The organism is Methanosarcina vacuolata Z-761 (assembly GCF_000969905.1).
GTDB lineage: Archaea > Halobacteriota > Methanosarcinia > Methanosarcinales > Methanosarcinaceae > Methanosarcina > Methanosarcina vacuolata.
Map to the genome: position 1 here is coordinate 2408120 of NZ_CP009520.1, position 13728 is coordinate 2421847.

Consider the following 13728-nt stretch of genomic DNA (forward strand, 5'->3'; position numbering starts at 1 on the left):
TTTCTAATGCAAAATCGATACTTTCTGGCAAGAAAATTCCTTAACCGATGACCAATATAATTGAGTTAAGTGGCTGCATTGGTAGAGTACTGAAAACGGTTCTAATTCTAGCTACTGTTGAGTGGTTTGAGAAATGCGGGAAACTTTAACATTTAAGGTATATTTTTCAGAATATATATTTCATAATGATTTTTATTCCCATTATTCCTCTTACAAGTTGTTATAAAATCAAGATTTCTTTTTTGCCAGGTTAATTTTAGTAATTTTAGGGGTCGTTGGTTCATGGAAAGGAAATTCACTCAGGCTATTCTCATAATTTCCCTATTTATACCTTGGACAGTAATTACTCAAGCTGAGGCTGCGGTTGTAATTGTAAATAACAGTGGAGATAATAACAGTGGAGCTGGAAATTATACTTCGATCCAGGAAGCTATCAATAATGCACATGACGGGGATACAGTCCTTGTTAGCCCTGGTGTATACAGTGAAAATATAATAGTCAACAAGAAACTTACAATTCTCTCCCATGCCATGCTCTCAGGCAGCCAGACTAACCGCACTTATATTATAAGTACAGCTTCTGACAATGCGGTCTTCAGTATCAGCTCAGATAATGTGACGATAAACGGTTTTCATATTGCAGGAGGTCCTTTCGAAAAGAATACATCTCAGGAGGTTGGACTTTACCTTGAAGGTGTAAGAAACTGTTCTTTAAAGAACAATACGCTGATACTAACTGATAAGGGGATTGTTCTCAAGAATTCTCAGGACAACTACCTTAATGGAAACCTTGTAAGCTTCGGGAATGAGGGAGTTGTGCTTGATAATTCAGAGGAGAATGTACTGTCAAACAATTGGGTAATGAAAAATAATCAGGGAATTTCGCTGAATAATTCCTTTAACAATACTCTTGTTAACAACACAGCAGGTTCAAACGGAGTGGGCATTCTCCTTCAAACATCTCAGGGAAATAAGCTTGCTTATAACCTCATTTTGAAAAATGAATATGGGGTTCTCGGCCAGAAAGCATGGTCCAATATTTTAACCAATAACAATCTTTACCTTAATGACATTGGTGTGGACCTCAGGAGTTCATCAAATAATTCGTTCTATGAAAATGAATTTATTAACTTTCTGAATGCCGTAGACGAAGGAAATAATATATGGAACAGTAGCTCGGCAGGTAATTTCTGGAATGATCATACAGGGATAGATTCCGATGGAAATGGTGTAATTGATAATCAGTACGTCATTAACCATATCATCGGAGCAATTGACTATATGCCTATGGTAAATATGCCTATGGTAAATAGGATTTCTTCAGGCAATAGCTCCAGAGCTTTGGGAGCTAATGGCAACATTTTGTTGTCGCTATTTGAAAAAAAATACCCCGAAAACTCAGCGAGTAACCGCAAAAAAGGAGTTGTTATCGAAACAACCGAACTTGGACAGATAAACAAATTCCTTGAGAGAGGCCCGGTCTTTTTGAAACTTGGAGCTGAATGGTGTGGAGCCTGCCAATCTATGAAACCTATTATCGATGAGCTGGCTTCCAGGTACGGAGATAGAGCAACAATAATGTCCATAAATATAAACAAAAATCCTCAACTTGCAACTTATTTTGATGTCGGCTATATTCCAGACTCTTCCATGATTATGGGTATTGAAAATGGAACATATGTTTACATGCAGCTAGATGGGAATATTACCACAGATAGAGTAAAGGCAAGAATTGTTGGACTGAAAGACAAAGAAGTGTACGAAAAAGTTCTGGGAAACGCCCTTGCCTATAAAGAAAAAGACAAATCGGGATGAAAGAGTCCATTGGTACGTAATTTCAACTGAATTCAAAACATACTTTCTGAAAAAACGGAAACTCTTTTTTGAATGAACTGCTTCGGTTACAAAATAGTAACACTAATAACCTCGTAACTTCATAGAGTAAGCCAGACTCTATTTCCTGCGCAGCCCGTATATCTTACGCAATAATCTGAAGTCGAAAATAGTGATGAAACATACAGGCAAGAATTATAAAACCTGCGGGATAAAAGTTGAAGCTTAATGTGTTCTATCAATAATAAAGGACGCTAAAAATGAAGAGGGATACTAACAATAGAGAGGGGCAAAAAGAATGATTACATTAAATGAGGCAGAGGCAGTTGAAGTAAGTTTATCTGCAGTTGACGAGGGAGATGAGAGCAGAGCTTTCCAGGCCCTTGACTCCCTTACAGGAATTGCGGCAGATTTCCTTTCAGAGAATGAAGAGGCAGATGCCGAGAGAGTTATCCTATCGATTGAGAGTGGCGCACAGGCAGCTGCAGAGAGAGAGATGGAGCTCGTTACGATCAATTCTATCCTGTCCCTCGGGAAACTGGCAAGGAAAGCAGCAGACAAGGGATTTGAGTCTGCCCTGGGCAGGGCTTTCATAGCAATCGGAAAACTTGGAAAAACTGCAGCCGCACATTCCCTTGAAGCCGGTTCAAAGGTCGCTGCTACAACCCTGATGGAGATCTGGAACTTCTTCCCAGAAAAGTGGGATCAGGAAAAAGTAATTGCCTTTTCTTTGCTCTTTAAAGAGATCGGAATCTCTGCTGCTATAAATGGTATGGAGGACGTTGTACTCAGTGCAGTAACGGGCCTGGGAGAGATCGGGAAAAAGGTTGCAGCAAAAAGCCTTGAACTTGAAACTATAAGCAGCATGCTTTTGCTTGAGGAAATAGGTAAGATTGCAGCTGAGAATTATTTTGATGAAGCTCTGAGTTCAACAGCGCTTTCCATAGAAGAGATAGGAAAACTATCTGTAAAGAAGGAGCTTAATGACGCCGTTTTGCAGTGCCAGTGGACACTTGAGACTCTGAGAGTCCAGGCTGAAGAAAAGGCTCTAAATAACTCCTCAATTGTGGCGGAAGTATCTCTGGATAACTTTAAAGATATCAGTTGTACGGATTCCGAAGAAAAAATGGAGAAGTTCCAGGAAATAAAAGTTCTTCAGAAAAAAATCCAATCTACTCTGTAAATTCAGGGAAGAGAAATTTTCTAACTCATCTATTTAGGACTTACGCAGTTGAACTGAAAAATCAACCACAGCAAACCGTTAACTGTTTAAAACGGGACTTTAATCCACAGTTTTTACCGTAATTGATTCTGTTTCTCAAGTGCGTAAGTCCTATATTGATATGACAAAGCGTAAAACCCCTGAGTTTAACTCAGGGGACATGGATAACTCAGGAAGCCCATAAGTCTTTTACTTAGGGGTAGTCCATGCTTCAAATGTAAGAGAAAAGTATTTCGTATGTATGCGCTGCGGGAAAACAAAAATAGTTTCTGAACCAAAAAACGAATAAGATTCCAGAAAAACTTAAAAAACCTGATCTTTACCTGTTGATCTGATTCTTACTTATAATTGGGTCACACTTGCCCAATTATTTATATGTTTCTATGAATTTTTTTTAATCCCATTAAATTGATACCTTAATTACGCAGGTGTTTATAGAAAAACGCTCTCTGCTAATGAAAATTTTAAGTTCATGAGCATTCAAGAATCTCCTTTATTTTTGTAAATTTTCTAGTTTTATGTTTTCAGATAATTGCTGGATGAAAGACTTATTAGCGCCAGAAAAACTATATAGTTTCATCTCACAAATTATTTTGATAACATGCAAAATTTTGACAACAGACAAAAATTGGAGCCCCTCCCCATGATCTGCAGTCACCACAATTTTTTTCAAAATGCCCCGGATTTAATCCCCAGAGAGATCTTCCCTTGCTGTTCCGTGGAAGGCAGTGAAATTAAACTCATCTCTGGACCCACTCATGCAGGTAAAACCACTTTCATGAGCCAGGTTGCCAGTAATATGGTTGGAGTAAAAATTTATATTGATTTTGAAGATAGGCAGATACCGGAGCCGGTATCTGGAGATTTACAGGCTATTGAGGAGACTGCAGCCGAAATCCGCAAAAAAGAAACTGAAGACGGAGAAGGGCGAATTTTCTACTTTTTTGATGAAATCCAGAATCTTCAGGGTTGGGAGAACTGGGTTGACAGGCTTCACAGGCAGGGGGCAGAAATTTATCTAACTTCATCGAGATCAAAATTAATAAATGAGTTTTCTTCCAGGTTTTCAGGTAGATGTAAAATTTTAAGGCTTTTTCCTTTCTCTTTCAGGGAATACCTGCAGATTAAAGGTAACAGAATAGCAGAGCCTAATTTTCTAACGCCATCAAGCAGTGATGAGCTATTATGCATGTTTTTGCAGTATTTCGAAAACGGTGGTTTTCCGGATGTAATCAAAAAAGATGACATCAGTCTTTCCCGTAAATATTTTGAAGAAGAGTTGAAAAAAGGCGCTGCAGCCGGATATGATGTCCAGAAGTTAAAAAAGCTTGTCATATTTCTAATTTCGAACATGGCTTCGGAATATTCCCCCGACACCCTGAAAAAAATTAGTGGAATCGAAAGCGGGGAACTCATAAACACCTATCTGGACTATCTAGAAGACATTTTCTTACTTTACAGGGTCCCAAAACTCAACAGCCTCCAGGAAAGCGGGAAGGAAAAAGACGTTCCCTGTAAGATTTATGCAGGCGATACCGGCCTTTTCAAAGCAGTATATCCCGGTTACCCCGACAGCCTTGGACTGAGATTTGAAAACCTTGTGTTCCTTGAACTGCTGAGAAGGGAAAAACAGGTATTCTACTTCCGGAACCAAAGAGAATGTGATTTTATCATTAAGGAAAAAGACAGCCAGAAAGTTTCGGCTGCAATTCAGATTTCGGTTTGCTTCGGAAACCCTGCAGTAATGGAAAGAGAAATTCTGGGGCTTACGGAAGCTATGGACGAGTACGGCCTTGAAGAGGGGCTTATTCTGACAATGGACGAAGAAGAGACCATTAGAGTTAATGGCAAAAACGGAAAAAAAATAGTCATGGTTAAATCAGTGTGGAAATGGATGCTGGAATAAAGAAAATAAAGAGCAAAAAGGCGACATTCATGTAAAATGTTATAATAACTCCCGAACCTGTGCTGAAATACGTAACAGAAGGTAAAAATGAAAAAAAACCGGAACGTGAATATTCCAAACTTAATTTTCTATTCGGGACTTTTCCCGAAATCAGAAAGTCTTAAGGGAATAGTTCAGGTTCCTTTTATTCTGAGATCTCTGTTTGTATTTCGCTACTTTGATTCTTGTTTTATACTTAAGTTTCTTACACTGAAATTTCACCAAGAATGACATCTTTTTCCGCAGCTTTTCCTTCTTTTGCTTCTCTCTGGGAATAAAACCAGAGTGGGATGTAGAGACAAAGCACGAAAAAACCTACCCCTGTAGTAGCCCAGCCTAGTTCAAGGCTGTTGAGGTAAATTATCCCTACAAGAAAGAAGGGAACATTCAAAATTGCCGTTGCCAGTGCTACGTTTTTCCAGCCGCGTGGGGCTTTAAAGGGTCTTTCTAACCTTGAGAACTCAGGGTCATTCCTTACTTTGAAATACGTATAGAGACTGATTCCGTTAGCACACATATACCCGATTGCAGAAGCTGCAAGAATTGCAGTAGGATTTCCCAAAAGAATTAAACACATATTGAACATGGCATCTGCAGCCATTGCATTCATCGGGTGTCCGTGAGAGTTCAGTTTGCTTAGAAATGCGGGAAGATTGCCTTGAATTGACATTGAATAAATTGACCTTGCCGAGGAGAGAAATGCAGTTTGGATAATCAGTAGCATGGCTCCGATAAGCATTATTATCGAGATGGAAGCCCCAAGAGAACCTAGAGAGATATTTGCAAGAGGAAGCATAGGAGACACAGGCTGGGCAATTACTTGATCAACTCCAAGAGTGCCTATTACAGATGTCTGAACCAGTATATAAAGCACAAGACAAATTCCTCCGCAGACTAGTAGTGCTTTTGGAGTATCAGTATTAGGGTTCTTGTATTCTGGCCCGTAAATTGCTGCTGTTTCCCAGGCACAAGCACTCCATTCTGCCATTGCGAAAAGCCCGAAAATGATGAGTACATGTTGCAGGTCCCAGGTCCAGTCAACAGGGAACCAAGAGCCTGTGATATTAGCAATATGAAAGTCCCCTGTGAGGAATGGAGCAAGTGTAATAACCATAAGAGGAATCAAAGAGACTACCGCTAAGACGTACCCTGCTCTTGCTCCATTCTTGAGTCCTTTTGAATTTATAACTGCAAGGGAGCCAAAAATAAATCCACCTACCAATAAGGAAAGGAAAGTCTTGGGGATTACGGCAAGGGCTGGTATCAAGCCCTGAAAGTAGTCCCCTATCAGGATCGCATAAATTGCAAGCACAGGACTCCAGCCGAACCAGTAACTCCAGGCGCTGAAACCACCTATGAATTTACCAAACTTAAATTTTCCTTGATTAATTTTATTCGAATTTGAGCCAAAAACGGTTTGGGTATAACCTGGCAAACCCGATGCCTTAGGAAAAACCGTTGCAAGCTCTCCGAATGCGAGGTTCTGGATAAAGCCGAGTAAAATAGTCAGGCCCCATAATATTATTGAAAAAGCCCAGACATAGCCTGTAAAGTAACCTATCGACGGTAGGATTAACAAAGGAACGCCAAGAGCTATTGCAAGCCCTTGCTTCCAGTCAATACTTCTTTCAAGCTCCTTTGGCTCGCAGTGTGCCCTGCTGCAATCTCCTGCTGGATTCAGGTCAGTTTGAGGATGGGAAGGATAATGGTCACTGCTCATAAAATCACCTTTATTCAAATTTTTCAGGCAATCTGCTTTCTGAATAGGTTGCAGGAATTAATTTTAATGTCGAGCAACTTTTCAATGTTCATTTTTGCAGCAATACCTTTTGCAGCGCCTGGTACTGACGTTATAACTCCGATATCTAGTTCCTCACGCAGCTCGCGCATAACGTGCTCGTCCACAAGGTCCATCTTGGCGACCCCGAGTTTTTTTGCGACGTACTCTTTTGCCTCGCCTATGCGCATATTTTTTGAGAACTCCATCCTTGCAACAAGGTCACCTGCAGCCCTAATTCCAGTCATACCTGAAGCCATTATGTGGGAAATCGGCATACCCATCGGGTCGCCGACTCCTATCTATATGCCGTCGACGCCTGCAATTTCGACCATCGCCTTGCTTGCTCTGGTAACCGCATCAATCGGAGGAGTTTCAAGCATTGGAATTCCGCCAACTCCCATTCCCATATTTACGTGACAGGGGATCGGAGACGCTTCGACTGCAGCTTTGATGAAAGTAACTGCACGAGCAAGGTTCCAGGCTGAGGTCTTACTGGTATTGGTGTTGCATACTGGTCCGAAAACATTTGCTCCGGCTTTTGCAATAAGCGGAGCCTGTTCATGCGGCCATAAACCTGCGAGCCGCATTCCATCATACTCCAGTTCTCCGTGCATACCTAGCACCATCTCGCCAGCCATGCCTGCTTCAATGTACATATCAGGGAACTCTTTTCTAAGGGCCTGGATTGCATAAAGTGTGCCGTACATATCTCCATCGCCTGCCGCGCCGGTTGTATCAAAGTTAACGCCGTCAGCCCCGGAGGCAAAAAGTTTCTGCATGACCCAGACCGTGTCTCTGGTAAGGTGTTCGGCAGCGTGTTCCATGGATTCTTTTGCCTTATCAATCTTGAATAGCTTCATAAGGTCGCCAGGGTTCTCAAAAGGCCCATCAGGGGTGTAATAAAGTCCCATATTGGGCATCGCCCCATAAAACAACGGAATGATCATGTTTTGCTGACAGACTTCCATTGCTTGACACTCGTTTGATACAACAGGTTTTACCGGCTTGAAACTGTAATCAATGTGCCCGAGTTCCATCGTGTCGGCACCAAAAGCACGCTCGTGCATCATGCAGCCAACTAAACGGCTGGAAGGAATGCCAACTCCACTGTTGCCCTGATCACCATCAAGCCTGATAGTACCAATGTCGTGTGTTACAGGAATTTCCATACCCTGTTCGACGCTCACAGCCTTGCCGGGCATGGTAAGGATCTCTGCAAGCTTGTCCATTTCATTGGCGCTCAGGGTAGGGATCTCGCCAAGGTCGGCAGCGTTTGCAGTACCGGCTTCGATTTCCTCCATTATTTTTTCTTTGGTAAGGAAGACACGTTTCCCGTCTCCCATTCTCAAAGCGTATTCGGTTGCCATTTTTATGATTCTCCTTTTGACAAACTTAGTTTAGATGATATCGATTTTATTGAGAGTTGAGGCTCATAGCAGCAGTTCTTTTGCTTTTGCCACGGCTTCGCTTGCGTTTTCAGCATAGCAGTCTGCACCGATTTTGTCAGCCCAGGACTGGGTTGCAGGGGCTCCGCCTACCATAACCTTTACTTTGCCTCTGAGCCCTTCTTCCTTGAGGAGTTCAATTACCTCCCTCTGCCCCTGAAGGGTCGTCGTCATAAGGGCGGAAATGCCGATCATATCAGCATTGACTTCCTTTGCCTTTTCTACGAAATTCCTTGTAGGCACATCCCTGCCAAGATCATAAACTTCAAAACCTGAGGACTGGAGCATAGTAGAGACTATTGACTTGCCGATATCGTGGACGTCGCCCTCGACAGTTCCGTTTACGATAACCCCCAGTTTCTTTTCCTGTGTGCCTGCTGGCAAATCTTCTTCAAGCAGCTTTACCCCGGCAGTCATTGCGTCGGCTGCCATCATCACATGGGGCAGGAAAAGTTTCCCTCTCTCAAAAAGAGTTCCTACCTGGTTCATGCCTGACGAGAGCCCTTTTTCTATGATCTCTTCTGGGGGGAGCTTTAACTTCGCTTTTCCTACCGTTTCGATTACTTTTTCCTTTTTACAGGAGATTACCGCATCAGCAATCTCGAGGAGTAATCCTTCTGTATCTGCCATTTTTTTCGGTCCCATTTTTATTTGGAAGTAGTTGACGTTTTTCTTTATGATTATTCGGAAGACGGTAAGTTAGTTCCTACTAATGTTATATATATTTTTCTAAAATTATATAATAAGGTCTTAAAAATATAAAGGAGACTATAAAATAACGGCAAATATGAATGTCAAAATTTTTCATAAAGAGTTTAACTTTCTAAAATAAGACAAAGTTCAAAAAAGCTTTGATACTAAAAAATTTTGGAAATTTGTACTGTTAATATATCTTCAGCTTAGCATTCTTCAGTGACATTATCTTTCCAGAGATCAAGTATATATTTCATTATCAAAAATAGGAGTATTAGGGGGAGTGAAGAAAATAGCGTACTATTCTTAAGATAAGGGGACCTGAAGATTCTTTCTGGAAGAGAACAGAATACGCTATTTTTCTATTTAATAAATTAATTGGAAGTCTCTGCTACTTCATTACAAATTATGTAATTGATAAATAGCATAGTTGTTAAAATATAAATTAAAAATTATATGTAGTAAAGAATTAGATCAGGGGGAAGAGGCATGGAAGTAGAAAGTAGAAAAAAGATGAAAAAAACACATATGGGGCCAAAGAATACTTGGGAAGGCTTTTTTAAAGATAAGACACACGGAGGGCACAGATATTCGTCTGAGGAGTTTCTTGCTATGGAAGCCAGGGAAAAACTATTCCACCTCGACGGAGGCAAAACGCTGCTTGACTTCGGGTGTGGTTCTGCAGAACTCCTGACCTACTATGCTCCTGAATATGACCAGCTTTTAGGAGTAGACTTTTCCCCATCCATGCTTGGAGAAGCAAGTAAAAGAATCAGTCAAAGAAAATGTAATAATATTGACCTTATACTTGCTGACCATGAGACACTCTGGGAAAACCTTGACTCAAACTTTGATCGAATAACTGCAGCCGGAGTGATTCAGTACTTAACGTTTCAAGAAATTGATGACTTTATTGCTAAGGCATCAGAGTATCTCAGTACAGACGGTAAAATAGTATTTTTTGACATACTGGACCCGCGATTATACCCATTGTGGAAACTAGGAGTATTTGCACCGAATGCAGGGCTTTTAAAAGCTTTGTACCGAGTAGGTTGCGATTTTCAGAGTTCAATATTGTCGGCCTTAAAAAACCGTCCGAGAAACATTTACGGTTTTACCCACAACCCTTACAAAATCCAGAAAATTGCGAACAAACACGATTTAGAGATGCGCTATATACAATCAATGTACTATGAATATAAGTATCATGCAATAATGGGTCGTGTCCCCGAATTATAGATCAATTCCGAAAAAGCGAGTACATCCCACGCATTTAATGAATATATTGAGAGACTCTTGCGCTTTCGGTTTTCAATGATTCAAACCCACGACCCAATAATGTTTCGGACTTAAAAGGATGAACTGAAAAAGGCAAATGAATTCCTAAAAAGTGGAAGAAACTTTACCTTCTTATTCCAGCTTGCCTGCAGTACCCAGATTTTCCTGATTATGTATTATCTTCGGTTGTATCTCTTGACTCATGGCGACGACCTCGTTTTCAGCTTAAACTTATTCCACCAGCTATTTTTTCTGCTTTCTGTGCTTTTTCTTGGAACTCTTTGATTTTTGTCATTGAGTATCCACATAACTCTTCATATACCTTTTCAATATTTTTATTCTCGCTATTTGCTAATGCTTCTGCTTCGCTTTTGCAGTCGCAGATTTTCTCAAATACATCATTTGGATTACAGTTTTTCAGGTCATCAATATTTCTTATATCTGCGAAATAATAAAGTTTGAATGCCAGATCTCTGCCCATTCCTAGTTCTTTGACTAATTCTGATTTCTCATCCATTCCCTTGTATTCTTGTGCCATTTTTACATACATTCTAATGGACTCAATTAAATAAGATTTTTCAGCAGGAAGATCTGCTCCTTCTAGGTCTCGGATATTACTGTTAAATTTATTAAACAGATACTTAGGATTACAAAATGCAAGTTCATCTATTTTTCGTATTTTCGCATTGTACAGCCTATATGCAACCTCTTCGTCAAGTCCCAGTTTTTTGACAAAGTCAGAATTTTTAACCTCATTTTGGATTCTGGATTCAAACTCAATCTTTTTATCCCCTGGGAGAAACTTTTGAACCCATGCATATATCCATTCTTCTATTGTTTTGGTGAATGCACCAACAATAAAAGAAAATACGAATACAAAAAAATGATTTATATCCTTTAGATCTCCTGCCATATTTATATGTAAGAGGTAAATCAACAAGTAAAAACCTATGATCGCTATAAAAGGTGCAATAAGGAATCTCCGGAGGTACGACCAGACTTTGCTTAATTTTTCGTACTCCGGAATAAGGTAACTGAAATTCTGTTCGATGCTTAAAAGACTGTAAGAGATAATACCAATGAGCGAGGCAGTTATTATATAGACAGGGAACTTTAAATCCTCAATTCCATTAAAGGTAACATATTGTATTTTATAATAATAAAAATAAACCAGTATGGCAGGCCATATAAGTAGGGCGCCAATTATGTTAATACTTCTTGCCTTGAAAAGAAAGTTCTCTTCTATATTTCTATCTAGTTTTGTATCATCCTCTATTTTTGTATATTTATTATAAGCAACGTATAATAATAGCAGGTGTATTAATAAAATAGTAACTAAAATTACTAAAATGTATTCGAGTACTAAAATATATTTAGTAAAATTTGATAACACTATTATAAAATATATTAATAATATCGCATCAAGTAATAAAACAAAATTTAATTTTCTATTTTTAGAGTCTAGTTCTTTGATCTCATAATACAACTCGTATAATAAAAGCAGGAGTACTAACGGAATCGATAAAAGTACTAGATTACTTTTGGTAGATCCTATTAATAATATCACAGCTAATAACAATAATAACATAAGTAACACAAAACAAGAAGTTAATTCAGGGAAATATCTGCATACCCAGCCTAAAAAAAGAAAACACCCAAAAAAAAGTGGTAATAGAAGAGCCCATGAAAACATTTGTGTGTTTCTTACAGTACCATCTACTGTGCCATTTACAGTACCATTTATAGTGCCAATTATTGTTTTATTTGTTTCGTTATATATTGTACCATTTATTTTACCGTTTATTGAGCCATTAATCTCTGCTATTGTGTCATTTGAATTCGTATTTGTTTCATTATTTGCTTCTGCTGCCCAGGTCCCCTGAACCAGCAAACTAAAAGTGAAAATTATTAATAGAAATTTACAGACTCCGCTTCCCCTCCCCATAAATAGTAATTTGTAAATTCAAATATAAATATATTCTTTTTTATATATATTATGTTGAATGTGGGCCCCACCTACTCTTCTGCCATTTCCTTCCAAAAACAGCACAGTTCATTTACATGTACAATCAGACCAGTAAATCCTCAATCCCTGCCTCTCTCACAATATCGATCGCCTTAACCTCTTCTTCCTGAGTCAGGCGGCGTCCAATCTCCGGATACTCCATAGCCCGGTAGCATGGCCTGTACTGGAACATCAGGTTGAACCTGATTTGAGGGATATGTTTTGCAACCCATTCGGCAATCGGCCTTGTACAGCATTCCAGATGGCCTGGCAGCACAAGATGGCGAAGGAGAATTTCGGAGGTTTTGTAGGCGAATTCGAAATTTGGCTGCACGATTTCCAGGTAATTTTTTATTTTTGAGTATTTCCGGGCGCATACATCGTTTCCGTACTTGAAATCTCCAAGGTAGACATCCACAACCCCTTCGAGGATTTCTGCAATTTCAGGGGAATGGTACATATTTGAGTTCCAGACCACAGGCGTATTTACAGAGATTTCCCGGACTATCTTCAGGACGGTATGCGCGTGCGGAGTCGGGGTAACGAAATTTACGTTCCTTGCCCCGTGCATTCTCCGGAGGTCGATAAGCTTTGCAAGTTTCCTGGGCTCAATTCGAATTCCAGCATCATGACAGGTCGAAATATCCCAGTTCTGGCAGTAAACGCAGGCAAAGGTACAGCCTGTAAAAAATATCGTGTGAGATGGTACAAGCTCAGGCTCTTCTCCCATGTGCAGGAACTCAGAAGCATAATTGGAAAGGTCTGTCAGCCTGCAGAATCCTTTTTCGCCGGCTTTCCTGTCAACCTCACAGCGCCACCCACAGCACTGGCATTTTTTCAGCATTCTGTCTACAATCGCAATTTTAAGGTCAAGAAGAGAGGGACTGGCTTTTGGAAGCTCCAGGAAGCTTCTGGTAAAAAATGCCAGCCTGTCATTTGCATTTTTATAGTCAAGGACTTCCGCGGCTTCTCGTTCAAGGTCTTCTTTGAGTTTTCGGTACTCTTCGATCTCGTTACCATGAATTTTCCTTAGCTCTTCAAGCTGCATGCCTGGATCAAACTGGACCGGAATTCTTTCGGTTATCTTAAAAAGGGAAGGCATTTCATCTCTCTGCACCTTGAAGTAACGTTTCAGGTACTTCGGGGCTGCCATACTGAAATATTATTCCACATGGGTTAAAGGTTTATTGTCTGTTTCTTCTGGTTTTAATTCCAATATCCGGTTCTGATTTTTAGTTCTGATTTTTAGTTTTGAGTTCCAGTTTTGAGTTCCAGTTTGAGTTCCAGTTTGAGTTCCAGTTTGAGTTCCAGTTCTGATTTCCGGTTATGATTTCCAGTTCTGATTTCCAGTTTGAGTTCCAGTTCAGACTTCTATTTTGATTTTTTAATTGCTGATTTTGCTGGTTTATTAAATCTGGATTTACATTCATTAGCGTACTTTTTAGAAACGAATAGGCTTTTCCAGGCTCTTCACATGCAAGGTTATAAGAATAAAAAGGCTTTTAACACTTTTTGACTGCTATCCTC

9 protein-coding genes and 1 pseudogene are annotated in these 13728 nt (G+C 39.9%); 4 read left to right on the top strand and 6 right to left on the bottom strand.

Going from position 1 to position 13728, the window contains the following annotated elements; all coding sequences use genetic code 11:
* The first annotated feature begins 282 nt into the window (after positions 1 to 282).
* The 3 genes from MSVAZ_RS10025 (at position 283) to MSVAZ_RS10040 (ending at position 4961) form a co-directional block, all read left to right on the top strand.
* Positions 283 to 1815 carry a NosD domain-containing protein gene (locus MSVAZ_RS10025; RefSeq protein ID WP_052725410.1) on the top strand — a complete coding sequence of 511 codons (1533 nt, stop codon included), beginning with the start codon at positions 283 to 285 and terminating at the stop codon, positions 1813 to 1815.
* A gap of 316 nt (positions 1816 to 2131) precedes the next feature.
* Entirely contained in the window at positions 2132 to 3016 is an 885-nt protein-coding gene (locus tag MSVAZ_RS10035; protein ID WP_048120659.1) for a hypothetical protein, read from the top strand.
* Between the two features lie 682 nt (positions 3017 to 3698).
* Positions 3699 to 4961, top strand: coding sequence for an ATP-binding protein (locus tag MSVAZ_RS10040; protein WP_232316052.1), 1263 nt, complete (start codon positions 3699 to 3701; stop codon positions 4959 to 4961).
* Positions 4962 to 5205: 244 nt separating this feature from the next.
* On the opposite strand, the gene MSVAZ_RS10050 is transcribed toward MSVAZ_RS10040, so the two are convergent.
* From MSVAZ_RS10050 to mtbC, 3 genes and pseudogenes are all read right to left on the bottom strand, one after another.
* Positions 5206 to 6720: an APC family permease gene (locus MSVAZ_RS10050; RefSeq protein ID WP_048120665.1), complete on the bottom strand. Its 1515-nt coding sequence runs from the start codon at positions 6718 to 6720 to the stop codon at positions 5206 to 5208.
* Positions 6721 to 6743: 23 nt separating this feature from the next.
* Positions 6744 to 8147, bottom strand: a pseudogene (gene mtbB, locus MSVAZ_RS10055) ([dimethylamine--corrinoid protein] Co-methyltransferase).
* Positions 8148 to 8210: 63 nt separating this feature from the next.
* Positions 8211 to 8855, bottom strand: coding sequence for a dimethylamine corrinoid protein MtbC (gene mtbC / locus MSVAZ_RS10060; RefSeq protein ID WP_048120666.1), 645 nt, complete (start codon positions 8853 to 8855; stop codon positions 8211 to 8213).
* 552 nt (positions 8856 to 9407) lie between these two features.
* Between mtbC and MSVAZ_RS10065 the strand changes: the two genes are divergently transcribed.
* The gene (locus MSVAZ_RS10065; protein WP_084626118.1) at positions 9408 to 10157 is read left to right on the top strand and encodes a class I SAM-dependent methyltransferase; all 750 of its coding nucleotides are present in this window, start codon (positions 9408 to 9410) and stop codon (positions 10155 to 10157) included.
* Positions 10158 to 10416: 259 nt separating this feature from the next.
* Here MSVAZ_RS10065 and MSVAZ_RS10070 read toward each other — a convergent pair whose 3' ends face one another.
* From MSVAZ_RS10070 to MSVAZ_RS10080, 3 genes are all read right to left on the bottom strand, one after another.
* Entirely contained in the window at positions 10417 to 12141 is a 1725-nt protein-coding gene (locus tag MSVAZ_RS10070; protein WP_048120667.1) for a hypothetical protein, read from the bottom strand.
* Between the two features lie 124 nt (positions 12142 to 12265).
* Positions 12266 to 13354 carry a radical SAM protein gene (locus tag MSVAZ_RS10075; RefSeq protein WP_048120668.1) on the bottom strand — a complete coding sequence of 363 codons (1089 nt, stop codon included), beginning with the start codon at positions 13352 to 13354 and terminating at the stop codon, positions 12266 to 12268.
* A gap of 79 nt (positions 13355 to 13433) precedes the next feature.
* Positions 13434 to 13631 (bottom strand): hypothetical protein, encoded by a 198-nt coding sequence (locus MSVAZ_RS10080; protein ID WP_048120669.1) that lies wholly within the window; start codon positions 13629 to 13631, stop codon positions 13434 to 13436.
* Positions 13632 to 13728: the final 97 nt, after the last annotated feature.